At 51.5% G+C, this 24,975-nt stretch carries 19 protein-coding genes and 1 tRNA gene; 7 read left to right on the top strand and 13 right to left on the bottom strand.

Annotation, left to right across the window (positions count from 1 at the left end):
- Positions 1-20 precede the first annotated feature (20 nt).
- Positions 21-290 (bottom strand): 2TM domain-containing protein, encoded by a 270-nt coding sequence (locus H6G89_RS14040; RefSeq protein ID WP_190507216.1) that lies wholly within the window; start codon positions 288-290, stop codon positions 21-23.
- A 597-nt stretch (positions 291-887) separates the two neighbouring features.
- Positions 888-1,418, bottom strand: coding sequence for a cyclic pyranopterin monophosphate synthase MoaC (gene moaC / locus H6G89_RS14035; RefSeq protein WP_190507214.1), 531 nt, complete (start codon positions 1,416-1,418; stop codon positions 888-890).
- Positions 1,419-1,452: 34 nt separating this feature from the next.
- Here moaC and H6G89_RS14030 point away from each other — a divergent pair.
- Positions 1,453-1,526, top strand: a tRNA-Arg gene (locus H6G89_RS14030).
- 131 nt (positions 1,527-1,657) lie between these two features.
- On the opposite strand, the gene H6G89_RS14025 is transcribed toward H6G89_RS14030, so the two are convergent.
- Both H6G89_RS14025 and H6G89_RS14020 read right to left on the bottom strand, forming a co-directional pair.
- Entirely contained in the window at positions 1,658-2,881 is a 1,224-nt protein-coding gene (locus H6G89_RS14025) for an MFS transporter (RefSeq protein WP_309229870.1), read from the bottom strand.
- Positions 2,882-3,191: 310 nt separating this feature from the next.
- Complete coding sequence (locus tag H6G89_RS14020) at positions 3,192-3,692, bottom strand: orange carotenoid protein N-terminal domain-containing protein (protein ID WP_190507211.1); 501 nt, start codon at positions 3,690-3,692, stop codon at positions 3,192-3,194.
- Between the two features lie 179 nt (positions 3,693-3,871).
- Here H6G89_RS14020 and H6G89_RS14015 point away from each other — a divergent pair, with 179 nt between their 5' ends.
- From H6G89_RS14015 to H6G89_RS14005, 3 genes are all read left to right on the top strand, one after another.
- Positions 3,872-4,747, top strand: coding sequence for an SDR family NAD(P)-dependent oxidoreductase (locus H6G89_RS14015; protein WP_190507210.1), 876 nt, complete (start codon positions 3,872-3,874; stop codon positions 4,745-4,747).
- 35 nt (positions 4,748-4,782) lie between these two features.
- Entirely contained in the window at positions 4,783-5,565 is a 783-nt protein-coding gene (locus H6G89_RS14010) for an SDR family oxidoreductase (protein ID WP_190507209.1), read from the top strand.
- 97 nt (positions 5,566-5,662) lie between these two features.
- Positions 5,663-8,008, top strand: coding sequence for a glycoside hydrolase family 31 protein (locus H6G89_RS14005; protein ID WP_190507208.1), 2,346 nt, complete (start codon positions 5,663-5,665; stop codon positions 8,006-8,008).
- Positions 8,009-8,014: 6 nt separating this feature from the next.
- On the opposite strand, the gene H6G89_RS14000 is transcribed toward H6G89_RS14005, so the two are convergent.
- The 8 genes from H6G89_RS14000 to H6G89_RS13960 all read right to left on the bottom strand — a co-directional run bounded on the left by H6G89_RS14000 (position 8,015) and on the right by H6G89_RS13960 (position 20,457).
- Positions 8,015-8,377, bottom strand: coding sequence for a hypothetical protein (locus H6G89_RS14000; protein ID WP_190507207.1), 363 nt, complete (start codon positions 8,375-8,377; stop codon positions 8,015-8,017).
- Between the two features lie 121 nt (positions 8,378-8,498).
- Positions 8,499-11,153: a tetratricopeptide repeat protein gene (locus tag H6G89_RS13995; RefSeq protein ID WP_190507206.1), complete on the bottom strand. Its 2,655-nt coding sequence runs from the start codon at positions 11,151-11,153 to the stop codon at positions 8,499-8,501.
- Between the two features lie 227 nt (positions 11,154-11,380).
- Positions 11,381-13,087: a GspE/PulE family protein gene (locus H6G89_RS13985; RefSeq protein ID WP_242059939.1), complete on the bottom strand. Its 1,707-nt coding sequence runs from the start codon at positions 13,085-13,087 to the stop codon at positions 11,381-11,383.
- Positions 13,088-13,116: 29 nt separating this feature from the next.
- A complete protein-coding gene (locus H6G89_RS13980; protein ID WP_190507205.1) occupies positions 13,117-13,515 on the bottom strand; it encodes a hypothetical protein in 399 nt (132 codons plus the stop codon).
- A gap of 478 nt (positions 13,516-13,993) precedes the next feature.
- On the bottom strand, positions 13,994-15,658 hold the full coding sequence (locus H6G89_RS13975) for a HoxN/HupN/NixA family nickel/cobalt transporter (protein ID WP_190507204.1): 1,665 nt from the start codon (positions 15,656-15,658) through the stop codon (positions 13,994-13,996).
- A gap of 10 nt (positions 15,659-15,668) precedes the next feature.
- Positions 15,669-17,081 carry a tetratricopeptide repeat protein gene (locus tag H6G89_RS13970; protein WP_190507203.1) on the bottom strand — a complete coding sequence of 471 codons (1,413 nt, stop codon included), beginning with the start codon at positions 17,079-17,081 and terminating at the stop codon, positions 15,669-15,671.
- Between the two features lie 423 nt (positions 17,082-17,504).
- The gene (locus H6G89_RS13965; protein WP_190507202.1) at positions 17,505-18,812 is read right to left on the bottom strand and encodes a DUF4331 domain-containing protein; all 1,308 of its coding nucleotides are present in this window, start codon (positions 18,810-18,812) and stop codon (positions 17,505-17,507) included.
- Positions 18,813-19,221: 409 nt separating this feature from the next.
- Positions 19,222-20,457, bottom strand: a complete 1,236-nt coding sequence (locus H6G89_RS13960) for a methionine gamma-lyase family protein (RefSeq protein ID WP_190507201.1) — start codon at positions 20,455-20,457, stop codon at positions 19,222-19,224.
- Positions 20,458-20,678: 221 nt separating this feature from the next.
- On the opposite strand from H6G89_RS13960, the gene H6G89_RS13955 reads away from it, so the two are divergent.
- On the top strand, positions 20,679-21,497 hold the full coding sequence (locus H6G89_RS13955; RefSeq protein WP_190507200.1) for an acyl-CoA desaturase: 819 nt from the start codon (positions 20,679-20,681) through the stop codon (positions 21,495-21,497).
- A 179-nt stretch (positions 21,498-21,676) separates the two neighbouring features.
- Here H6G89_RS13955 and H6G89_RS13950 read toward each other — a convergent pair whose 3' ends face one another.
- Entirely contained in the window at positions 21,677-21,877 is a 201-nt protein-coding gene (locus H6G89_RS13950; protein WP_190507465.1) for a hypothetical protein, read from the bottom strand.
- A gap of 370 nt (positions 21,878-22,247) precedes the next feature.
- Between H6G89_RS13950 and H6G89_RS13945 the strand changes: the two genes are divergently transcribed.
- Together H6G89_RS13945 and H6G89_RS13940 are read left to right on the top strand one after the other, a co-directional pair.
- Positions 22,248-23,087: an alpha/beta fold hydrolase gene (locus H6G89_RS13945; protein WP_309229865.1), complete on the top strand. Its 840-nt coding sequence runs from the start codon at positions 22,248-22,250 to the stop codon at positions 23,085-23,087.
- Positions 23,088-23,235: 148 nt separating this feature from the next.
- The gene (locus tag H6G89_RS13940; protein WP_190507199.1) at positions 23,236-24,897 is read left to right on the top strand and encodes an FAD-binding domain-containing protein; all 1,662 of its coding nucleotides are present in this window, start codon (positions 23,236-23,238) and stop codon (positions 24,895-24,897) included.
- Positions 24,898-24,975 lie beyond the last annotated feature (78 nt).

The following is a 24,975-nucleotide window of genomic DNA, read 5'->3' as shown; positions in this document are numbered from 1 at the left end:
AGGCAGGTCTGTTGCCTGGATCAGGATTTAGTGGGATTGGATGGGTTAGTAGAACCGGAATAGTCGGCGATCGCAAAGATATAGACCCCGTGCAGCAACAAAGCGATCGCCCACGCTCCTGTGAACCACGTTGCCCAACTCCAACCATAGAGTTGTAGCGTCTTGACAAACCACAACCCCGAATTAGACGCCGCAAAAATGGCGACATGGGTTGCAAAGGTCATGCGATCGTCCAAACGACGATAGTCAGGGTCTTTGCGATCGGGCTTACGGGACCATCTTGGAGGCATAACACAACCTGAGAAACACCACTTTACAGAAAAGCTCTGTATTCCAATTGTAGAACCGCAACTTCCGAGTACAGCATTTTCACTCAGGATTGCTTAACCCATCCGTCGATCTGCCATGAGGTTAACCAGATTGATGCGAACAACCCACACTAACCTTGTACTTGAAGTGACAGACATTTAACCATCATCTAAGGGAAGAACGTTAGCTATAAGGGCGTTCTGCCTTCCACCCCTATTAGGTTCAGGAAATTGTCCCTCTGCCCTCCACCCTGCATTTTTCGGCGTTGCTGAAATGACAAATGATACGTAAATTGCCAACGTGAGCGAGACGCTCACCCTATCGGGATCATTACAAGCAGGGTGGCTTCATATACACAAAGAAAAGTGAATTGGAGGTTAATTCCCTTAATCTGCCCCCTAAATCCCCAACTTTGGGGGCTAGGGGGGCGAAGCAAAATTCTTCACCTGTATGAAACCACCCTGCTATCGGGATTATCGCAAGGGAGTGCGAGCATCTTGCTCGCGATCTCATATCCTTATTCAGCATTCAGCAACGCCCATTTTCCTTCTTCTCTCTTATCCTTCATCCTTCATCCTTCATCCTTCATCCCTCTGATAATCCCCCGACTTGCCCCCCGTTTTGCTCACCAGATGAATGTTTTCAATCTGAATGGATTTCTCCAGGGCTTTTGCCATGTCGTAGAGCGTGAGAGCGGCGATCGCTACGGCGGTGAGTGCCTCCATCTCAACCCCTGTTTCGGCTTTGGTTTTGACCTCTGCTCGAATCTGATAGCCCGGTAGTTGGGGGTCGGGGTCAATGTGAACTTTGATTTTTTGCAGGGGCAGGGGGTGACACAGGGGAATCAGTTGCGAGGTTTGTTTGGCTGCCATGATGCCTGCCAATCGGGCTGTTGCCAATACGTCTCCCTTAGGGGCGTTGCCTGCCTGAATAGTCGCCAACGTTTCAGGCAACATACGAACTCGACCAGCGGCAACGGCATGACGTACGGTGGGCGTTTTGGGGGATACGTCTACCATGTTTGCCTCGCCAGCGGCATTGAGGTGAGTCAGGGTAGTTTCGTTGGATTCGTCGGAATTGGAAATTGAGTTAGAAAAGTTTTGCGTCATGCGTTTGGGTATGCTAAGATGGAAATCTTGTCAGGGGCTTGTAGCTCAGTGGACTAGAGCACGTGGCTACGGACCACGGTGTCGGGGGTTCGAATCCCTCCTAGCCCGTACAAGAAAGGGGATGCAATGCTGCATCCCTTTTTTAATTTTTTCACGCGAGGGTAAAGCATTCACGGCAGAGTGTGAATGTCAGCCAACAAAAGTAGGGTCAAATGCTTCGCTCGTGCAGGATAGAGGTTTTAGGAGTTGAACCCTAACCTCTCAACGGCATAGATGTCACGCCCCCGACCCAAAGCAAATCGTAGCGAGTGGGGCAGGTCTTTGCTCGACAGGGTGAGAAACACTAACAACCCCAGAAAGGCGAGTCCGGCGCAGAGCCCAAAGGTGGTTCGATAGCCTGTCTGAATGGCGATCGCCCCAAAAATGGGGCCAGCAATGGCAATCCCCAGGTCAAACCCTGCCATGCAGAGGCTAAAGTTGCGCCCGCGTTCGTTGGGGTGCGATCGGTCTGCCATCAGGGCTGCCATCATGGGAATTAAAATGCCTGCACCTGCCCCCTCAAAAATAGCGGCTAGCAAAAAGGCAGGGGCACTGGTCGCTATCCATAGCACTGCCATTGACAGGGTATAGAGAATCAAACTCACTGTAATAAATAGACCCCGTCCTCGCTGGTCAGAGGCACGCCCAACCAATAGCCGAATCGCAAAACTGGCGATCGCTGCTGCCGTGTAAAACAAGCCCACGTTTAACGCCACCCCTGCCTCTTGAACAAATAGCGGCACAAAAGTGCTGAGGGTGCCAAATGCCAGCCCAATTAGGAGCAACACCGTTGCTGGAATACGAATGGGGGATGTAACTAATAATCGCCAAAAGTGAGGTCGAGGTTTTGCAACTGCTGTCACGGTCATCTGGTCGGGCAGACGCGGCTCTTGCACTCGCAGGGTAAAGACTAAACCCAGGAACCCTAATCCTGAAGCAACCAAAAACGCCGGAAGATACCCTGCCCATTCATGCAAAAAACCGCCGACAGCAGGACCAAGAGCCATGCCCACAGGGTTGACCAAACTCATGTACCCAATCAACTCACCTCGCTGCTGTGGCGGTGACAGATCTATGACGAGGGCACTGTAGGCCAGCGCAAATGCGGCAATGCTCAACCCATGAAAAGCACGAATACCAATCAAAAGGGGAACGGACTCTGTGAGCAGATAGAGCACAGGGGCGATCGCCACTGCCACCATACCAATCACCATCACCAGCTTGCGTCCGCGATAGTCCGCCAGATAGGCTAACCACGATCGCGACGACAATAGCCCGATCGCAAATGACCCCATAACAATTCCAATAGTGATGCTATTTGCCCCTGTTTCTTCCACATACAGAGGCAGCGTGGGCAACATGGCAGCGAGAGCTGACCAAAACAGTAGCCCTGCACTAAAAAGCACCAATAAATTAAGCCGCACAGGCGAGCTGAGAGTGGCAAAAATCCTCAACGTTTTACCTACCTAAACGAGAGATTGCTGAAGGAGGGATTTATCTTACCTGAGGCGATTGCCCCACAGGGGAGAACAGCTCTGCATTACCCAGATATCAACACCCTGATGGGCAAGCTTTCCATCAAGATGAGCAATTTTCCTTAATCAATCTCAGCATGACGCATTTTGTAAAACTCTGCATACCTCCAATTGGAGGATGGGGAGGGGTTAGAGGAGTAAAGGAATAGAGGAGTGAAGAGGTTATTCACTCCCCATTCCCTACTCACCATTCCCTTACTTACAGACCCGTCTCTGGATCGTGCTCTACGGCATTGGGATCAACACCCATCGGCGCAACGATATTGCGGAAGAAGGTGATTTGTTCACCGAAATCTAACCCTTTAATCTGACCAAACAAGTTATTTGCCTCTTCAGTCATCTGGTAGTCAGAGGGAAAGGGCACAATCACGTTTTGATCCATTCCCTGCGCCAGGTAATACCAGAACAGCAGCTTGGTGGTGTCGCTGAGTGCGCCGTATTCACGAGTGATGAAGGTATTTTTGTTGCTCGCCAGATCGCGTTGCAATTGCAGTTGCTCATCGTGTGAGAGTTCAGCCACTTGATTGAATAGTCCTTGGGCAATTTCAGGTGAGACGGTGCTGGCGTTGGGAGCCGCCGGAGTTACTGACTTACCCATTTCCTTATAAACAAACCAGAACAGAGCTAACTGCTGGTCAACGTCTAGCTTACGAAAAGCCTGGACCATTTCACTAGCCGAATTTGAAGTTGTATATGTCATAACAATTCATAAAAAACGTCGTTAGAACGCTAACAACGCTGACCCGTCTGATTAAACCTGCTGAAGACAGAACCCTATAACTCGACTGTGGACAGAGGTACGATCGCCCTTTCTCGACAACCCTTTGAGATGGAACGTGATGGAACCACACAGAATTGCAATTCTAGAAGAGGCTGACAATGACCAGACGATTGGAAGACAAAGTGGCGATCGTCACGGGCGCAGGCACGGGCATTGGTGAAGCGATCGCCCATAAGTTTGCCAAAGAAGGCGCAAAAGTCGTCGTGAATGGCTTACCAGATGACCCAATTGAGGATGTCGCTCACTCGATTCGAGAGTATGGTGGTGTGGCGATCGCCTATGCCGGAGATGTGTCTGAGGAAGTGTATGCCAAAGGCTGTGTGCAGCAAGCGATCGATACTTACGGGCAACTCGACATTCTGGTCAACAATGCTGGCGTATTTCTCACTAATGCGCTGGTGGAGGATTACCCCATTGAAGATTTCGATCGCACCCTCCGCATGAATCTGCGATCGGCATTTCTGATGACCAAGTTTGCCCTGCCTTACTTGCAAGAGGTCAACGGCAATATCGTCAATGCCGGATCGGAAGCCGGATTTAACGGATTGGCTCAAAACGCGCCCTACGGTGGCACGAAAGGCTGGATGCACTCCTTCACGATGGGTGTGGCGGTGGAACAGGCGAAGTATGGCGTGCGGGCAAATTGCGTCTGTCCGGGGGCGATCGATACAGCCTGGACTCACAAAGAGACAGGTCCGATGGATCAGCAAATGGAACAGATGTTGATTCAGGCAACACCGATGGCACGACGCGGCACCCCTGAAGAAATTGCTAACGTTTACGCTTTTCTTGCTTCCGATGAAGCCAGCTATGTGACGGGGGCATTGTGGCTAGCCGATGGTGGTGTCACACCAGCAAAGGGTCCCGTTGGCAAACAGACTCCTTTCTGGAAGCGATCGGAACCCCAGGGCGAATTGCGCCTGGAGCACGCCAGAGAAGGTTTAGAAAACAAAGAAACTCACCGAGTGAAGTAAGTCTGTCCAGTTCAACAACAGCAGGGAAAGTCATCATGCAACTGACAGGAAAGGTCGCGGTGGTTACGGGTGCGGGTTCAGGGATTGGTCGAGCAGCAGCCCTGCTGTTAGCTCAACAGGGAGCAAAGATAGGGGCGATCGATCGCACCCCGGATGATAGCCAGGAAACCATCAGCAAAATCCAGCAGATGGGTGGAGAGGCAATCTCGGCGATCGCGGACATCTCGCAACCGGATCAAATGCAGCAAGCGATGCAAACCATTGGCGAAAAATGGGGACGCCTTGACATTGTGTTTGCGAATGCAGGCATTAACGGGGTCTGGGCACCAATCGAAGAACTGGCTCCGGAGGAATGGGACAAGACGATCAATACCAACCTGCGGGGTACATTCCTTACAGTGAAGTATGCGGTGCCCTATCTCAAGCGACAGGGTGGCTCGGTGATTATTACCTCCTCGGTAAATGGCACGCGCATCTTTAGCAATACCGGAGCAACGGCTTATTCCTGCACCAAAGCGGCACAGGTTGCCTTCACTAAAATGGTGGCGTTGGAGCTAGCTTCACAACGTATCCGAGTAAATGTGATTTGCCCTGGGGCGATCGAGACAAACATCAACGAGAGCACACAGCAACGTAACTTAGAGGAGGTCAAGGAGCCAGTGGAGTTTCCCGAAGGACGCATTCCCCTGACGGATGGCGAGTCAGGTACTTCGGAGCAGGTCGCTCAGCTAGTCTTATTTTTAGCCTCCGATGCCTCCAATCACATTACTGGTACTGAGATCTGGATTGATGGCGGTGAATCGTTGTTGCAAGGGTAGATGGTGGATGTGTGGGAGAGACGGATTAATCGCGTCTCTCCCACACATCCCTCTCTTACTCCCCACTCCCCATTTCCTACTCCCCCCTTAACCCCCTATGCCTCAATTCTTTGGATCACTGCATTCCCTCGAAGCTCCCTGGCACGAAATTTCGGCTGTCACCTCAGTTGAGCCACGCGATCGCGGCGTTGAGCTAATTTGCGGAGAGACTCGGTTGAGAGTCAGCATCCTCGCGGCTAACCTCGTTCGGGTGCGATTTGTCCCCAATGGGGACTTTTTGCCCCGGCGATCGTGGGCGGTGACGCGAGATGACAGCGAGTGGGAGACGGCCTCCTTTGAGACGCAAGAGGGTGAAGGGGCGATCGCCCTGCAAACAGACAAAATGCGGGTAGTGATTCACCGCAATCCCTGTCGCATTGCCTGTTATGACGCGCAGATGCAACCCTTTGCTAGCGATGCCGAACTGGGCTTGGGGTGGCGATCGGGTTCGGTGGCGGGCTGGAAGCGGATCGAGGACGACGAGCACTTTTACGGCTTTGGCGAACGCACCGGACTACTCGACAAGCGATCGGAGCGCAAGACCAATTGGACGGTGGATGCGCTGGACTACGGCTCCCTCACCGACGAGATGTATCAAGCCATTCCCTTTTTTATCGGGTTGCGTCCGGGCTTGGGTTATGGGCTATTTCTCAACAGCACTCACTGGAGTCAGTTCGATATGGGTGCTGAGCAACCGGGAGTCTGGCGCATGGAAGCCCGGAGCAGCGAGTTAGATTACTACATCATCTACGGTCCAGAGCCAGCCCAAATTCTAGACACCTACACGCAACTCACCGGACGAATGCCACTACCGCCCAAGTGGTCGCTGGGCTATCACCAGTGCCGCTGGAGTTACGACTCAGAGGATGTAGTACGGGAGTTGGCGCGAGAGTTTCGCGATCGCCACATTCCCTGTGATGTGATTCACCTCGACATCGACTACATGCGGGGCTATCGGGTCTTTACCTGGAGTCCGAAGCGGTTTCCTGACCCAGCGAAACTGTTGGGCGATCTGGCAGAGCAGGGATTCAAAACCGTTACGATTGTCGATCCGGGGGTGAAGTACGAACCGGAAGCGGATTATCCAGTCTTTGATCAGGGGTTTGAGCGCGATTACTTTGTTCGCAAAGCCGATGGTAAGTTGTTTCACGGCTATGTCTGGCCTGAAAAAGCGGTTTTTCCCGATTTTCTCAGACCTGAGGTGCGCGAGTGGTGGGGCAACTGGCAAAAGAGCTTAACCGAAGCAGGCGTGGCAGGCATCTGGAATGACATGAACGAGCCTGCGCTGGACGATCGCCCCTTTGGCGATAAGGGCAACAAAATTGCGTTTCCGCTGGATGCACCACAAGGACCGGAAGGCGAACGCACCACCCACGCTGAAGCTCACAACTTGTATGGCTTGGGGATGGCGCAAGCCTGTGCCGAGGGATTGGAACGACTGCGTAATGAGCGATCGTTTGTCTTGACGCGATCGGGCTTTGCGGGAATTCAACGCTGGTCGTCCGTGTGGATGGGTGACAACCACTCGCTGTGGGATCACCTGGAGATGTCGCTGCCGATGCTCTGCAACATGGGGTTGTCGGGGGTTGCCTTTGTCGGCTGTGACATCGGCGGATTCGCCAGCAATGCAACGGCTGAATTATTTGCCCGTTGGATGCAAGTGGGTATGCTCTATCCCTTGATGCGAGGACACTCCGCTCTGAGTACTGCACGGCATGAACCCTGGGTGTTTGGCGATCGCGTCGAAACGATTTGCCGCGAGTACATCGAGTTGCGCTATCGCTTGATGCCCTACCTCTACACGCTGTTTTGGCAGGCATCCAACACAGGCGCACCGATCCTGCGTCCGCTGGTCTACGAGTTTCCCAATGACCCCAAAACCTACAACCTGCACGATCAGGTAATGCTCGGACCCTTGTTGATGGCGGCTCCCGTCTATCGTCCGGGAGTGGAATGTCGAGCGGTCTATCTGCCAGAAGGAGCCTGGTATGACTGGTGGACGGGAGAACGCTTTGAAGGTGGCAACTACATCATGGCTCACGCGCCTCTAGAACGGATGCCGATGTACGTTCGCGCAGGAGCTATCATTCCCATGCGGACAGTGACGCAATATGTAGATGAGCGACCGCTAACGGAGTTGACGCTGTGGGTATATCCCGGTGATGGCGAATGGTTGCTCTATGAGGATGATGGTCGCAGCTTTGACTATCGCTCTGGCGCGTACTCCACCACGCAATATCGTGTCACTCAGGAAGAACAACAACTCCACGTCGATGTAGAACCTCGGCAGGGAGGTTGGACTCCGCCCGATCGCGAGGTTATTGTCGCCATGGTTGGTGTGGGAGAGCAACGCTTCCAGGATGATGGCAGCACCCATCGACTCACGTTTTCAGCCAATGCTTAATTCAAATTAGGTGCGATCGCGTTCCAAATCGTAGATCACCTTCTCATAGACCCAAATCAGGGTTTGATCGGGGTTACTCATTCGGGTTCGTTCGACCAGGCGATTAGCCAATTCCTCGTTTCCATTGACGAGTTCTAGCAGCCTGCGATGAAGCGGCCTCACCTGCCAATTTGTTGAAGCAGAGTTGGTCTGGTTGTTTTGGGCAACAACCTGTTCGCCCTTATCGATTAACTCTTCTACAGTTCGTTGGGTTTGGCGATGCAATTCAGCCAGGCTTTCATCCAAATGCTCAATCTTCTCAAATGCATAAGCGGCTAACCCAACGCCCAAATACATGGTTTTTTGCAGAAAATCGGTGAGGTCATCCATATGCTCTTGTTGATGTTGGGTGAACTGCCTATTTCATTCTTCCCTGGCTTTTGTTTAGCTCCGCTCTAAAATCAAAGCACCCAAGTCTATTTAAACAGATTTTCTCTGATTAGCTCAAAAATTAATCTTCGGTTGTAGCTTGAAGCTGTTTTAACATCTCTTGTGTCATCGGGTCATCCGAGAGTTCATGCGTGCGCCGATCTTGAATCACCTTTTGCAAGAACAATCGAAATATTTGTGAGCCGGACTGCGTCGAGGGATGATTGTGTCCCAGCTTCATCGAAAAAATTGGCAGTGCTTGAAGGTAAAGGGATTCTGCCTCGCTGTAGCGTCCTTGCAAATCGTATATGCGTGCTAGATTATACAGAACTGCTGCTACTCTGGGATGTTCGGCGGAAAGCTGCTTTCGCAGAATAGAGAGCGATTGTAGAACAAGCGGTTCCGCCTCGCTGTAGCGCCCTTGCCAGCGATAAAGCTTTGCTAGATTGCTCAAGCTAATTCCCACATAAGGATGGCTGTGGCCCAATTGTAGTTGATAAATCTCCCGCGATCTCAGATAAAGCGGCTCTGCCTCCTCATACCGTCCTTGAGATCGATACAAGTTTGCCAAAGTGTTCAGACCCGTTGCCACATCGGGATGTTGGTCGCCCAATTGCCGTCGATAGATTTCCAGTGATCGCACATGTAGTGGTTCTGCTTCTCCATACCGTCCTTGTGCCTCATATAACTGTGCCAAAGTGTTCAAGCTTGATGCCACATCGGGATGGTTATCACCCAAATGCTGTTGCCTGATTTCCAATGCTCGCACATGTAGTGGTTCTGCTTCTCCATACCGTCCTTGGAAACTGTACAACTGTGCTAAACCACTCAGGCTTAATGCCACATCGGGATGGTCGTCGCCCAAATGCTGTTGCCTAATTTTTAATGCTCGCACATGTAGTGGTTCTGCCTCCCCAAAATACCCTTGTGAGTAATACAACCATCCCAAAACGCTTAAGCTCTGAGCCACATCGGGATGTTCTTGTCCCAACCGCTGTTCTCGAAGTTCGAGCGATCGCACTAACAGCGGTTCCGCTTCTCTATACCGTCCTTGCGCGTAGTAAAGTTCTGCTATCCACTTGAGACAAGTGGCTACATCCAGCGCTTGCTCTGGTTGGACTAAACGTTCCATTGCGGCTTGCAGATGAGCGATCGCCACGGTTGATTCTTTGATTTGCGATCGCTCTGGTTTTTCCTTGACTCGCTCGGCTGCCGTGATCACCACCTGATAAAACTGCTGCTGCAAGGTTAGATCGTCTGCTCGTTGCGATCGCTTCGATGCAAAAAACTCTCGCAAGAGTTGATGGAGTCGATACATCCCCTTGTCTACCCGCTTCAGCAGATGCGCTCCTAAAAGCTGCTCGTCGCGGATCTCTTCTAACTCCTCCTCGTCCATGTCTGGCAGGCATTGCTCCACCAGTGTCCAGGGAATTTCCACCAATGCAAATAAGCTCAACACGGTAGCGACGTGCTGTGCTGGTTCTTCTAATGCCTGCCAACTCAACTCAAATGCCGCTGCCACACCCAACGATGCGGTCATTCCCGGTTGCGCTTCTTTAAAGGCGATCGCGTCTAGGCGTTTATCCTGCAACCGCTGCCACAGGTCTGCAAGGGAGAGATCCGGCTTGCGGGCTAAATATCGCCCGATTAACTCGACTCCCAATGGCAAATAGCCTAACCATTCACAAAGCGGCTTTTCCAGTGCCCCGGTCGCTTGGAGCGACCGGGGCACTAACGCCCGCAACAACTCGATCGCCTCGTTCTCCGACAATACATCCAATTGCAATTCCTGCACAGCGGCTCCCAGGTCTAATCGGGTCGTTAGCAACACCTTAAAGCGTGAGTCTTGCGGCGGCAAAAAGGGGACAATATCGTCGTATTGCTGCACATCATCAAAGATTAGCAACGCGGCTCCCTCGTGCCACCGTTGCCAACACCAGCGCACCTTTTCCAGCAACTCCAGGTCTTCGGGTGGTATTAGTTCAAAGTGCGATCGCACAAAGCTAATAATCTGAGCACCCACATCCTCTCGTGCCCGTAGCCAACACACCCCACCGGGATATGCCCCCTCACGGCATTGCTGACGAGCATATTGCAACGCCAATTCTGTTTTGCCTGTGCCACCCATTCCTGAAATGGCTAGAACGACTGTCGTGGGTTGCTGGTGCAACTGCTCATGGATCTGCTCCAGTTCGGCATCGCGTCCCACAAAGGTTTGGCTGGCATAGGGCAGATTTTGAACAATGTGTGGTGGATAGATTGGCTTCGATCGCGCTATCGTTGGCTCTGAATATCCTGGAAAGCTTGGCTTTTGCGCTGGCTTGGTGCGTCTCTCTTGCACCGCTTGCAACACCAGAGCCTGGGCTGCTGTCTCCTCAACCCCGACCACATCCACATACACGATCGTCGATAGCATTCCCGTTAGCACACACTCACCCACCCGAATTGGAATGAGCGATCGCTTCTTGCCAGTTGGGTCTTGGGCAAATGCCGTTGCCCACTCTGGTTGCACAAACTGTGAATCGAGATAGTTTTGGGATAATACGGCGATCGTGCGTTCTGCTTGCGATGTGGCTCGTTGCATATCCAGGACAAAGTTACCGCCCGGACGAAAATCCCACGCCTGAATCACAACGCTGTAGCCTGCCTCCTCCAAAGTCCAGGCAATCCACTCTGCCCAGGTTTTGTCATGGCGATTGTAGCTGACAAAAAAATCCTTCTTCGTGTCAGTATCCATTGGGAGCAACTCAGATCCGGTGTTGCCTCTGTTCTACCGCAGAATTTTGGGCTTCTCCGCAAAATATTAGAATTTATCCCTCCTGAATGTACGGGATCACTGGATTGAACATCATACACGCGATGTGCAACTTAGAGGCTTAGATCCCCGGTTGCTCGTTCAGCATCCTCAAAGTAGTCTGATTTGCATCACAGCAACCGGGGATCTGGGGAAAGTCGCACACGGGGTCATACGGCATTGGGCAACCGAATTGCCCCCACAGGACTCCCCAATTTCCGCGCCAGCGAACTGTGAGGTAGAACCCGTTGCACCTCCTCGATAGTAGTAATGCCACTCGTCACTTTGGCGATCGCCCCCACGCGAAAAGAGTCAAATTGAATTTCGTGGAGGTAGCGATGCAACTGGGTCATTGTGCCCTCATAGATGATGTGACGCACGGTGTCATCGACATTGAGCAGTTCGATGATGGCTTCTCGTCCCAAATACCCAGACTGAAAACATTGTGGACAACCTTTGCCTTTGCGCCATGCTGTTGGATTTGCCTCATCGAGCTTGATACCCAACAGTTTGAGATCGCTAGAGGTGGGGGAATAGGGTTCCGTACAGTGAGGACACACTTTTCGCACGAGACGTTGAGCCACGATGCCCAATAATGCATCGCTGATTAATCCCGGATCGGGACCAATATCTTTCAAACGCGGAATTGCCCCGATCGCATCGTTGGTATGCAATGTGGTGAGCACCAAATGTCCGGTGAGTGCCGCTCGCACAGCGGTTTCTGCGGTTTCGTTATCGCGAATTTCCCCCACCATGATGATGTCGGGATCTTGCCGCAAAATGGCTCGCAATCCAGCCGCAAAGGTCATGCCTGCGACTTCATGTACCTGCGTTTGAGTAATCCCCGGTAACACATATTCCACCGGATCTTCTACGGTGACAATGTTGACGGATTCCGTGGCGATCGCCTGCAAACTGGTGTAGAGCGTGCTGGTTTTGCCCGATCCGGTGGGACCTGTGAAGATCACCATTCCCTGCGGCTCTCGCAACCATCCTTCATAGATCTGGCGTGTGCGTTCTGAGAAACCGAGGTCAGCGATCGTTGTGAATGAGTTTTGTTGCCGCAACAGTCGCAGCACTGCTTTTTCGGCGGGTTCTCCCTTTCGACCCCCGACACAAGGCAACGTACTGACCCGCAAATCTAACCCCTGTTCTTGCTCCTGTTCCGCAAAGTAACGTTCGCCAATCCTGCCATCTTGCGGACGACGACTCTCTGCGATATCCATGTCGCTCATCACTTTAAGAGAGACAATCACCTTACGGCTAATGTCGGGTGGCAGTGTGGTAACGTGGCGCAAAATACCGTCGATGCGATAGCGTACCTGCAACCCATTGGGGGATGGAGCGAGGTGAATATCACTAGCACGGTTTCGCAATGCACTGGCGATTAGCGTTTTGATCCGCTCAATCTGGTTGTCAGTCTGAGATAGATGCAGTTCTGCAATTTCCGTGATGTCTTCCTGCTCAATTTCTCCCGTCAGTGGATCGATGAGTGCCGCTGCATTGATTTGATTGGCATCCAGTTGTTGAATTCGGCACCAGTGACGATAACTCTTGTCACTAATGGGAATGATTTCGATTGCCGTTGAGAGGCGATCGCCCAACTGCTGAATCTGCTCCGGCAACAGTGTTACAGGGCTACCCAGGTAATAGCAGTTTTGCCACAAGATGAGCGGAACAACAGGTGGCAACACACTTTTATCGGGAAATCGTTTGAGAAATCGACAACTCACCTCCCGATCGAGTAAATCCAGATTCACTCGTCCTTGGGAATTTACCAGTAGAGCGATCGCCTGTTCACAACTAATCTGTTGTCGTTTTAATTGTTGCCATGCAGAAAGCGAAACCGTATTAGCCTGCATATCACTAGTCACCATCTATAAAATGAATAACGTAACTTCGTGGCTTACTGCGCTGTACTGGCACAGGGGCGACCTTGAGAATCAAAAATGAAGCAGGCTAAATCGTTTCCGGTTCCTGCGTCTGCGGTGTTAGGAATCGGACTGGCGTTAGGTGCGTTTAGATTTAAATCTGTAGAGCTACCCGGTACAGGGATTGCCGGAATCGGAGCGGAAATTAACCGACTCGCCTGTGGAGTCGTGGGAACAGTGGGAGTTGATCTGCCACAAATGCGCCCCAAATCAAGCGTTCGCCCATCAGCCGTTTGCATATAGCAAAACAGCCTACTGTCATCCAATGTTGTGTTGGGATACGCAAATGTCGGCACCGGATCGGCAACACTAACAGTTGAAATCGAACCAATTAAAACAAAAGAAACCGTTGTTAGACCAAGTATTTTCAGCATAAGAAAAGAGAGAAGGGAGAAAGAAGGATAAACGATGAAGGGTAAAGGATGACGAGGAAAAAAACACGATTTATCGTTTCTGCGTGGAGAAAAGAGAAGAAGGATAAACGATAAAAGCTGAAGGATAAAAGAAGAGGTAAGTCAAACAAGAACGAAACTTGAAAGTTAGCAATCGACAATTAACAGATAACCATTAACTATTGACCATTGACTATTGACCACTAACTATTGACCATTGACCATTGACCACTAACCATTGACCACTAACCATTGACCATTGACCACTAACCATTGACCACTAACCACTAACTATTGACCATTGACCACTAACCATTGACCATTGACCACTAACCATTGACCATTGACCACTAACCATTGACCACTAACCACTAACTATTGACCATTGACCACTAACCATTGACCATTGACCATTAACCACCAACCATTGACCACTAACCATCAACCATTGACCACTACCCTAAACCTGCATCTGCAAGATTGCTTTTGCTGAAATGCCCAAACCAATTAACGTAATGCACATCGCACTAAAGGCAGGAAGAAGCCGCACAAATCGCAGGTGGGCAGGCACTCGCTTAAACAGGTGTTTGGCATAGACCAACAACAAGCCCAAACTAGTCAACACACACGCCAAACCCAAGCTAAAAGACAGCACCAGAATCAATCCGATGCTCACATTGCCCAGGGCGATCGCACTCAGCAGCAACACCAGGGCCGCAGGGCAGGGAACCAATCCGCCTGAAATACCCAGTGCTAGTAGGCTCTTCCACGTAATTGGACTATCGGTTCCAGGGGGCAAGTGGGAGTGAGCGTGCCCGTGCGTGTGACCTTGAATAGGGTCATGACGGTAAATGTGGTCGTGATGATGAGTGTGGTTATGACGGTGGTTACGAGGATGATTGGAGTGGCGATCGCCAGTCTGCTGTTGAGGGTGCGTCTGATGGGAATGTGACTCGTGGGAATGCTCGTGAGCGTGTCCGTGAGCGTGTGGTTTTTGGGAGTGCGGCTCGTGGAGATATTGTTCATGAGCATGATGTGAGTGTGTGTGCGTCTTGTCAGAATGATAGTTCTGATTTTGTGATTTGCGAGCGTGATCTTCGTGAGATAGCTGTTCGTGAGTATGTAACTCGTGAGAATGCGGTTCGTGAGTGTGCAACCTGTGAGAGTGAGTGTGTGGTTTGTGAGAATGATGTTCGTGGGAATAATGTTCGTGGGAATGATGTTCGTGAGAATGGCTGTGGTGACTATGACGGTTGAAGCGATCGCGCAACAAATTCACTCCAATGGTGACCACCATTAGCCCAGATGCCAGACTCAGCCAGGGATACAACTGCTCTGGCAAAATATAACGTGCTGCAAATAGAGTCACCAAGCCCAACGCAAATACCCCAATTGTGTGAGTAATCGTCGTTGTCATCGCCAGAAAAATAGCATGTCGTGGGGTTGCTCTTTCTCCCACCAGATAAGCTCCTACAACCGTCTTGCCATGCCCCGGTGACATGGAATGAACTGCCCCCCAAACAAAGGCTCCAGCGATCGCCAACATCATTTCTCCAGTTGCAACCCAGGGTAAACCAGGAGTCAGAGCCAGTTCGGTTCGGGTTGGGGTAAACACATGGGTTTTAAGGTGTCCGTCTTGCAAAATGGTGGTGACGCAACTGGCAGTCGGGACTCCCGGCAAAAACAATCCATACTGAATTCGCAATCCCTGCACTGGACTGTCCCACGCATACGTGAGTTGCAACGTGCTGTGGGTATTGGGCGCAACCAACGCACTGGGAGACAGTGTTGCTCCTTCAGAAGGTTCAACGCTGAGTGTGGCAGAACGGTTGTTACTGTCAGTCAGGCGGATCTGTTTCGCCAGCGTGGTTTGTAACTGTTGTCGATGCGTTGTCACCTCTGTAGCAGACAACTGTCCATCCTGGTTATCGTCGGCAAACGCCAGTAACCCTGTAGGAAACGTCAGTGTCATCTGCACCTGAGCCTCCTGCACCACCACTTCTGCTGCTGCCAGATCTGCCCAATGCGCCTGACTGGGTGTAGCGGTTAGCAGACACAATGCGATCGCCACCAACCCAGCAAGCACACTCAAAATTCCATATCGACCCACTTTAGATTTCATCATTTATCTCCTTCTAGCTGCCTAATCCTGTTCCCAGTCCTGCTGCCCGTTGAGCACCGTCATCAAACAGCGGGTCGATCGCCTTTGCCTCCTGCCCATAAGCCTGCGCCTGAGTTGCATCACCCAATGCTTGAGCGATCGCACTGGCTCGATAAAACAGATCGGGGTCGCGGGTTCCCTGAGCGATCGCCTCCTCAATCACGGCGTTTGCCTGTTGCCGTTGCCCTGCCTCTGACAATGCCCAGGCGTAGAGGCTCAGCGTGTCGGTGTCCCGTCGCAGTTGCACTTCAGCCTCCATCAGGGTGACTGCTTCGGCAATGTCCTGCGATCGCCCCCGTTCCAACAACAGTCGGGCTAAGTCGCGGCGATGTCCAAAGGAACCCGCATCAACCCCAACCAGGCTTTGGCGCAGTTGGACTTCAGCCTGACTCCAGAGAGCTTCTGCGCCAGCGCGATCGCCCTGTAACAGGTTGATTCTGGCTTGCCCCCGCCATATCACTGAGTCATACACGGTCGGCGCACCATTTGCCCCAGCAACAAGCTGGTCATATCGCCGTTTTGCCGCACCATAGCGTCCCTGCCGGATATCCAGTTGCGCCAGATTCAGCAGTGCCGGGGGGTACTGCGGCACGATGCGGAGTGCCTCTTCGTACAAGTCCTCCGCCAGACCCAATTGTCCCCGTTCGTAGTAATAGCGTCCCAACAGGGTGCGAACTCGTGCCGAGAGGGTGAGTTCCCCCTGTTCTTCTACCTCCAGAGCATATTGAAAACTCTGGAGGGCTGCCTCATCCTTGCCCTGAGCGGTTTTGACCATGGCTTGCAGCGTAAAGGCATGGGTGCTCAACGTCAGATCCACCAGTTCTTCCGCTGCCTGACTGGCTTCCTCCAGGTTGCCCAATGCCAGATTAGCCGTCACTTGCAGAGCGATCGCCTCTCGTCTGGGCATTTGCTCCGTTAACTGCAATGCCCCTGCAAAGTCGTGACGCGCCTCAGCGATGCGTGCCAAAACAGCGATCGCCTCTACATTACCGTGGGGCAACTGCACCAGGGACTGACGCGCCGACTCCTCCGCCAAAACATACCAGTTGTTTTGCCCGGTTGCCCGTGCCATTCGCAGATATGCCAGAGCCAGCGCAGCCCGATCCAGAGCATTTTGAGGGTCTTGCCGCAGTTGCTCCTGATAGAAGCCAATCTCCTCAGTAATGCGCCCTGTCGGGTTCACACGAGCCACCCCATTCTGAAACGGATACTGGTAAGGGGCATCTAATGGACTGAAGACCTGACCAAGCCACTGCTCCGTGCGATCGCGCCAGTCCGATTGCGTGACTAACAACGCGGCTGTCGTTAACGGCAATCCAACAAGAACCAGCCATAAAAGGGGCGATCGGCGTTTGTCTCCGGGCTGAGGGAAACTAATGTACTTCATAAGAACGAAGATAGAAAAAGGAAAAACGCAGAAGTACTACCAATTCAAGAAACAGTAGTTAGAGATGAACGGAGGGGCGTTTCGCGAAACGCCCTTACAGGAGCATTCGTGTGTAACCCAAATTGGTAGAAAGGGTATAAAGAGGGGGCAGAGAGGGGAGAGAGATGAAGGAGAGTTATACCGACTGAAATTGAAGATTGGGCAGATCGAAGACTAGAAGCACCTTCTTGTGGACATTTCACAATCCAAAATGCAAATCCAAAATGGTATTACATGGAACCTAGCCAACCTATTCCCCACTCCCCGCTCCCTGGAGTACTAGTGTTGCGAACACAAAGTTCTGCAATGTAGGGGGTTTGGGGGCTTCGCCCCCAAGAAGGGGTTCCACCCCTTCACCCCTTTCAAAACTTATTTTTTGCTGTACTAGTTAGGTAACGCCAGATACGGGAACGACGCTTCGAGTTGCTTGTGTCCCTGGGCTGGATTATTTGCCTCCCCAGCATAGGAAACGTTGTCCGTGGTGACGGCTCCATTCGTTAACACGGTAAAGGCAATGTCCACCACGTCATCCAACAGCATCCGCCCGCGAATTGGGGAACCTGCATTGTTGAGCGCATTGGCAAAACCACTGGGACCCGTCGTATCAATCCGCATGACATCGGGCACGAAGGCTCCAAGCAGCGCATTAGCACGAGCATCGCTGTTGCCTAACGCCAGCAGGGTGCGCTTTGCCTCACGGGCGATCGGGGCAAGTTCACGGGCGTTGCGAGTTGGCATCACCCGGTTGTATTGGGCATAGGTGCTCTGGTTGATCACCAACACCTCATTCACCGCCGGGCGTGCCAGTTGCTCCGTTTGCACAAACCGCCCGTTGCGGGGGTCAGGCGTTAACAGAGAGAGCCACACATCAAAGGTGGTGTTGCGGGTTCCGCCCTGCAACAAACGACGGGGCACGCGGAGAGCGATCGTGTTGACGTTGTATCCTGCGGCAAAGTCACGCGCTGTGCTGGGTGGTCGAAAGCCAACGGAGGGCCCTGTTCCCAGCAGTCCAGCCCGCACTCGGAAATACTGCTCCACATCAAAGAAGAAGGGATCTTCCCGTAGTCCCGCAAATACGGTCACAGGCAATCCGGCAATACGAGTTTGGTTAATGATTGGGGTGCTGGCTTCATTCAGTGCCGTGGTAAATAGAGGTCTGCCGTTGTTGCCCCGGTTAATCACCGTTTCACGACCGTTGCGATCGACTAGTGTGAGCGTCATGCGCTGACGATTGGCGCGATCGGGTCCGCTAAACGTTACCCGCAGTCGGACATCGGGCACCCCAGTTGGAACGGCGTTATTGTTGCCAACCCGTGAAACACGAAACTCATACTGAGCATTGCTGCTGAAGTAATACTGCACTCGTGCCAGCGATCGCGGGTTGGTGTTCATGATCAAAATCAGATCATCTGTTGCTACGGAGGGGTTTTGATCCCGCTCCCGAAACACATAGAGATCTGTCAGGCTGAGGGCACGACTGCGGGTGTCAATATCCCCGTCATCATGGTCAGAGGCTTGAATCGTTGGCGGATTGAGGGCGATCGAAACCCCCATCGCGGTTATTGCTAAACTAAGTGCAACAGCACCTACCTTGAGCGTTTTACCGAAACGGGGCGTTTTAATCGATGAGGGTAGAGTTGCAGCCAAACGCCTGAGTAAGCCCTTTGGCTGATTTTGCGGCTGAGATGCCATTCTTTATCTCCTTGAGGCAACAAATTGAGCTTGATATCTTCACGAGGCGGTGAAGACCTCATTTGTTGGAATCTACGGAGATACCCCCCTGCCGGATTGGCAATGGAAAAAATTAATTTGAAAAACAAAGGATGAAAACCGAGACGTTGCTGAATTCGGATGTGATTCTCAAAAATTGACTCCCGCCGTAAGGGCGTTTTGCGAAACGACCCTACGAAATTCATAATTGGAAGATGAAACGTCAAGAGAAGGAGTAATGAAGGGCAGTTTACACTCTTATCCTTCATCCCCCATCTTTTATCCTTCATCCTTTATCCTTTATCCTTCATCTCTCATCCTTTATCCTTCATCCTTTATCCCTCATCCTTTATCCTTCATCCCCCATCTTTTATCCTTTATCCTTCATCCTTCATCCTTCATTCTTCCCTACTGCTTCGATCGCCGCTTCCAGTGCGATCGCCACATGAGTCCAGTGAGTCCCACCCTGACAAAACACCACATACGGCTCCCTCAAAGGGCCATCGGCTGAAAACTCCGAGGTACTGCCATCAATGAAGGTGCCACCTGCCATCACTAACTCACTTTCGTATCCCGGCATCTGAGCGGGGACAGGATTGAGATAGGAACCGATCGGGGAATACTGTTGAATCGCTTTGCAGAAGGCAATGATTTTTTCCGGGGAACCCAGCTTAATCGCCTGAATCACATCCCGGCGAGGCGCACCCGGCAGCGGATTCACCGGATATCCCAGTTCCTGAAACACCATCGCCGTTAAATGATTGCCTTTGATCGCTTCGCCCACCATCTGGGGAGCAAGAAATAAGCCCTGAAACAATAACCGATTTTGGTCAAAGGTCGCTCCCCCTTCACTGCCCACACCCGGAGCCGTGAGACGACAGCACGCCTGCTCCACCAGATCAGCCCGACCCGCGACATAGCCCCCTGCTATCACGATCGTTCCTCCGGGGTTCTTAATCAATGATCCCGCCATTAAATCGGCTCCAACCGCAGGGGGTTCCCGGTCTTCTACAAATTCGCCATAACAGTTATCCACAAAACAAACGGTTTCTGGATTCTGCTGTTTGACAAGCTTAATAATCTTTTCAATATCGGCGATCGCCAAACTCTGTCGCCAGGTATACCCACACGACCGCTGGATTAGTACCATTCGAGTGTGGGGGAGTATGGCATTTGCAAGTGCCTCCCAATTGATTTCACCGGCTGCGGTTAAATTTAGCTGGCGGTAGTGAATTCCAAACTCCCGTAGGGAACCCTGGTTTTGTCCCCGTAAGCCAATGACTTCTTCTAATGTGTCGTAGGGTGCTCCTGCCACCGCTAGAAGCTCGTCACCCGGACGCAGGACACCAAACAGGGCACAGGCGATCGCGTGAGTACCGGACACAAACTGCACTCGCACTGCCGCTGCCTCCGCCCCCATAACCTCAGCAAACACTCGGTCGAGGGTTTGTCGTCCTAAATCGCCGTGGCCATACCCGGATACACTGGAAAAATGGTGCACCCCAACTTGATGACGACGCATGGCTATGAGCACTCGTCTCAAATTTTCCTTGACCTGAGCATCAATTCCAGAAAAAATCTGAAATAGTGCTTTTTCTGCTTGCTGAAGGTATTGATCAGGGGTCATCACTCAATCTCTGCAATTTAGTTGAAATTACGAGCCAATCGAAGTTCAACACCAACAATTGTCGGGCTTGAATACCCTTGTTCATCTGTTCCCGAACTCTCGTGGTTCTCTCGATGCAGCACTGGACAACAAATGTCGTCTAGGTCGCTTTGCATGTGTTGAATTGGCAGAGTCTTATTTTCGCGCAGATCGGGCTGCACTGTTCACATTGAGATTAATGAATGACTATCGCAACCTCAACTAAACTCCCTTGGACCTGGCACACCATCTTTTTTATGGTGGCACTGCACATTGGCGCACTATTTGTTTTCTTACCCAGTAATTTCAGTTGGTCAGCAGTTGGCTTATGTTTGTTGCTCCATTGGGTGACTGGCGGTTTGGGTATCACACTCGGTTGGCATCGCTTAGTCACCCATCGTAGTTTTCAAACCCCTAAATGGCTGGAATATCTGCTGGTATTCTGTGGCAGCTTATCAATGCAGGGGAGCGTGATCGAATGGGTTGGGTTGCATCGCCACCATCATATCCATTCCGATCAGGACCTGGATCATCATGATTCAAGCAAAGGGTTTTGGTGGAGCCATATGGAATGGATGTTACGCGATGTTCCGGCTAAACAATTCAGGGATCGTTACACAAAAGATATCGCCAACGACCCGTTTTACAGGTTTTTAGATAAAAACTTTTTACTCCTGCAAGTTGTCCTGGCGGTTGGTCTGTATCTGCTGGGTGGATGGTCGTTTGTCGTTTGGGGGGTGTTTTTCCGTCTGGTGCTGGTCTATCACTGCACCTGGTTTGTCAACAGCGCAACGCACAAATTTGGCTATCGCACCTATGAATCAGGTGACAATTCCACCAACTGTTGGTGGGTCGCTCTGCTGACCTATGGTGAAGGCTGGCACAATAACCATCACGCTTTTCAATACTCCGCTCGCCATGGATTGCAATGGTGGGAGATTGATATGACCTGGATGACCATTCAGTTTCTTCAGGCGATCGGGTTAGCCTCAAAGATTAAATTGGTTGAACCCAACGCTTAAGTCAAAAAAATGTAGGGACGTTAAATCATACGTCCCTACTCAATTTGCTATGACAACCGAGAACAACACGCTTGAATTGAACTGAAAGCTACCCATTATGGTCTGAGAACTACAACTCCCTGCTTCTTAAAGTCAGGAGAGATACGGAGTTCTCAGGGAAAACCACCTCGCAGCACTGCTTAACCAATCTGGCGAGAGACAAACTTCTCAAAGTTTGCCTGCGTCTGATGAAGCAGTTGCTCACGACTGTCAACAGTTTTAGTTAGGGTAGGCACAAGATTACGAGCTTGTAATGCCATATGGAGTTGAAGATGGGCGACATACTCGCTAAAGTCTTCGCGGAGTAATGGATCTGAGGGTTTGTCAAACTGTGCAACCAAAACTTTTGCCTCTCTCAATTCATCACTTTCAACAACGATATCGAACGTATCACGGGACATTTCGCTCCTTTGAATTTTGCAATGAAGTGTAACTCTAGAAGGGGTTGATATTAAGAAAGTGTAACGAAAGTAGGAGACAAAAAATGAAAGCGACGAGAGAAAAAGCCGTCTAAGGTAAATGGCGAGACTGTAAACCTGCGGCCATGTGTAGCAGAATTTAAAGAAACGCTCTCACTACGGCATTACTCTCTATCGTTCCCTGATTCACATCCATAATTTAAGATTCAATTCTTAACTCTCTCGAAAGTTAAAAGGTGATACCCACTGCAACCTCGATATTCTGTTAGAAGGGGAGCCAGGAGTTAACACTGTGTTACACAACAAGCAAGTCATCACACTCGACACGAACCCGTCCCGATATGAGGCAGCTTATTTGGAGCAGGGGACTGGAGCACCGCTCTTGTTTTTGCATGGGTTTATGGGAGAAGGAAGCTGTTGGCGATCGCTCCTGGACGCCTTAGCCACTGATCATCGCTGCATTGCGCTGGATATGTTGGGGTTTGGTCAGTCCTCAAAGCCTATGATTCGGTATGACATTGCCAAGCTGGTAGCATTTGTCCGCCAGTTTGTAGTGACCCTGGGGCTAGAGCGAGTGACGTTGGTCGGGCATTCCCTGGGGGGATGGGTTGCTGCTGCCTATGCGCTGGCGTATGACGATGTCGAGGCGTTGATTTTAGTTGCCCCTGCTGGAATTCGGGATGACAGTTTTTGTGGGCGATATGACCACTTACGACCCTTGTTGTGGCAAACTTCGGTGGTGGATTTAGGGTTGTGGTTGGCGCAACCGTTGGCAAGTGTGATTGGGCAACGGGAGAACTTAGATCGTTTGCGGTGGTTTCGCCGAGAGATTAACGCCCAACCGGCAGGTCGCTCTTTTTTGGTCGATCGCCTCCGTCCTGAGGATGCGATCGATACGGTGGAAAAAGAAATCCATCAGCTACAAGTGCCGACGTTGGTGGTGATTGGCGATCGCGACGAGACAATTCCCCTCTGGCACGCCCAAACCTACGCCAATGAGATTGCGGGTGCTCAATTTGTGGTGTTGCCCAACACCGACCACTCCTTAACACAAATTTATGCGGCGGGCATTGTCAATGAGATGCGTTCTTTTTTGACCCAAACGCCATCTCATCCGATCGAGAGCAAGTAATTTGTGGATAAGTGTCAACACCAAGGGCAGGGGCACCTCTGCTTTGGACAGGTTTTTGATGTCAGCAATCAATGCAATAAACCGTAATGGTCAGTTAAATTGAGAGAGGCAAGGTTTACTTTTCGTTACGGTTCCGCAAGTTGCCTCTATGAACTGTACCGTGGTCTGGTTTCGCCGAGATTTACGCATCGCGGATCACGCGCCGCTGTATCGGGCTGCGCTGCGGGGAGCCGTCGTTCCTGTGTTCGTGCTCGATCGCGCCTTGTTACACCACCCCGAAACGGCTTCAGCACGAGTGGCATTTATGCTGGAGTGCCTGCATAGTCTCGATCGCGATTTGCGACAACATGGGGGTCGGCTCATCATTCGCTATGGCGATCCGGCAGAGGTTTTGCCCCAACTAGTGCAGGAGACACAAGCCGATGGAATTTACGCCTATGTTGACTTTGAGCGAATTTATGGTCGGGTGCGCGATGCTCGACTCAACCAGGCTTTGCAAGAGCGGCAGATGAAGATCCGTTGGTTTGAGCCTGCGGGCACAACCCCGGATTTAATTCCCTATCCTCGCTATCGCGATCTGTGGTATCTGCACATGCAGGAAAATCCAATTCCTCCGCCCAGTCGTGTTTGCGTTCCTGAGTCAGTGCAAAGCGAACCATTACCCACCTTAGCGGAGTTAGGTTTATTCGCAGACGATAAGCCAATTCCCCCCGGAGGGATTGAGCCAGCAAGACAACTGCTGCGGGAATTTTTGGACGAGAAGACCGATCGCTATTACTGGCAATTGTCCTATCCGGGTGCAGACGCAACATCAGGGTTGAGTCCTTACATCAAATTTGGGGCAATCTCAGTGCGGGAGTGTTTTCACACGGCTCAGCAATTAGAGGATGCAGAAGACCCGCGGATACAACGGAGCCGTCAACAATTCATCTCACGTTTGCGATGGGGTAGTGGGTTTGCTCAACGATTCCGCTACTTGCCTCAGTTAGAAGTGCGATCGCTCTACAACGTATTTGACGAAGAAGGCTGGGACTTTGACGAAGACCTCTATCAGGCGTGGCAGGAAGGGCAAACCGGGTTTCCCATCATCGATGCGGCGGCTCGTTGTTTGGAGGCGACTGGCGGATGGAAGCAGCTGAATTTTCGCGTCAGAGCCATTTACTCTAGCTTCTTAAGCAATTTGTTAGGGATGGATTGGCGGTATGGGGCGTTGCATTTCATGCGGCACTTGATTGATGGCGATTGCCCCATTGATCACTACCAGTGGGCAATGCAAGCCGGAGTGACCCACTGCGTCGATAAAACCTGGACTCGCATTTACAACCCCGGACAAGTGGCTGTCGATCGCTGCGATCCACAGGGTGACTTCATTCGGCAATGGGTGCCCGAAGTCGCTCACCTGCCCCCCGAACAGTTAGGCTTGCCGCCACGATTGCGCGACTATCCACCCCCGATTTTGAAATACAAGGATGCCCGTCAGCGTCGTGTTCAACAACTGGAACACCAACGCCAGATTTTCCTGCACCACGATAACGTGATTCCTTTTTTGGGACGGTTGCCAGAATCAGTCGTACCCTTTGGGAGCGATCGCTTTGTTAGCGAAATCGGTTGGGCAACTCAACTGAATCCTGAATTGTTTCCCGCCGCTCTTGATTTAGAGAATCTGGATTTAGAACAGGCAAAGGCACTGCGAACCTGGTTTGTCGCCCATGTTGAGATTAAACCGCATCCTGTGAAACCTCGCCGACGATCTGCCAAAGCCCGCGACACAGCCGAAAACTATGGAGTACAACTCAGCTTGTTGAATTAATGCCAGATGGGGCGATCGCTCCTCAAGCACAATTCACCATCGACCACTAACCATCAACGATTGACGATTGACTATTGA

This window comes from Oscillatoria sp. FACHB-1407, from assembly GCF_014697545.1.
Lineage (GTDB): Bacteria > Cyanobacteriota > Cyanobacteriia > Elainellales > Elainellaceae > FACHB-1407.
Note: the sequence above shows the minus strand (reverse complement) of the source record. Positions and strands in the feature narration are given on the sequence as shown.

Coding starts and splice junctions, on each gene's coding strand:
- H6G89_RS13940 (WP_190507199.1), top strand. CDS start 23,236: ATGAACTGTACCGTGGTCTGGTTTCGCCGAGATTTACGCATCGCGGAT.
- H6G89_RS14040 (WP_190507216.1), bottom strand. CDS start 290: ATGCCTCCAAGATGGTCCCGTAAGCCCGATCGCAAAGACCCTGACTAT.
- H6G89_RS13995 (WP_190507206.1), bottom strand. CDS start 11,153: ATGGATACTGACACGAAGAAGGATTTTTTTGTCAGCTACAATCGCCAT.
- H6G89_RS13975 (WP_190507204.1), bottom strand. CDS start 15,658: ATGATGAAATCTAAAGTGGGTCGATATGGAATTTTGAGTGTGCTTGCT.
- H6G89_RS13960 (WP_190507201.1), bottom strand. CDS start 20,457: ATGACCCCTGATCAATACCTTCAGCAAGCAGAAAAAGCACTATTTCAG.
- H6G89_RS14005 (WP_190507208.1), top strand. CDS start 5,663: ATGCCTCAATTCTTTGGATCACTGCATTCCCTCGAAGCTCCCTGGCAC.
- H6G89_RS13970 (WP_190507203.1), bottom strand. CDS start 17,081: ATGAAGTACATTAGTTTCCCTCAGCCCGGAGACAAACGCCGATCGCCC.
- moaC (WP_190507214.1), bottom strand. CDS start 1,418: ATGACGCAAAACTTTTCTAACTCAATTTCCAATTCCGACGAATCCAAC.
- H6G89_RS13955 (WP_190507200.1), top strand. CDS start 20,679: ATGACTATCGCAACCTCAACTAAACTCCCTTGGACCTGGCACACCATC.
- H6G89_RS14015 (WP_190507210.1), top strand. CDS start 3,872: ATGACCAGACGATTGGAAGACAAAGTGGCGATCGTCACGGGCGCAGGC.
- H6G89_RS14020 (WP_190507211.1), bottom strand. CDS start 3,692: ATGACATATACAACTTCAAATTCGGCTAGTGAAATGGTCCAGGCTTTT.
- H6G89_RS13965 (WP_190507202.1), bottom strand. CDS start 18,812: ATGGCATCTCAGCCGCAAAATCAGCCAAAGGGCTTACTCAGGCGTTTG.
- H6G89_RS14010 (WP_190507209.1), top strand. CDS start 4,783: ATGCAACTGACAGGAAAGGTCGCGGTGGTTACGGGTGCGGGTTCAGGG.
- H6G89_RS13980 (WP_190507205.1), bottom strand. CDS start 13,515: ATGCTGAAAATACTTGGTCTAACAACGGTTTCTTTTGTTTTAATTGGT.
- H6G89_RS14000 (WP_190507207.1), bottom strand. CDS start 8,377: ATGGATGACCTCACCGATTTTCTGCAAAAAACCATGTATTTGGGCGTT.
- H6G89_RS13985 (WP_242059939.1), bottom strand. CDS start 13,087: ATGGTGACTAGTGATATGCAGGCTAATACGGTTTCGCTTTCTGCATGG.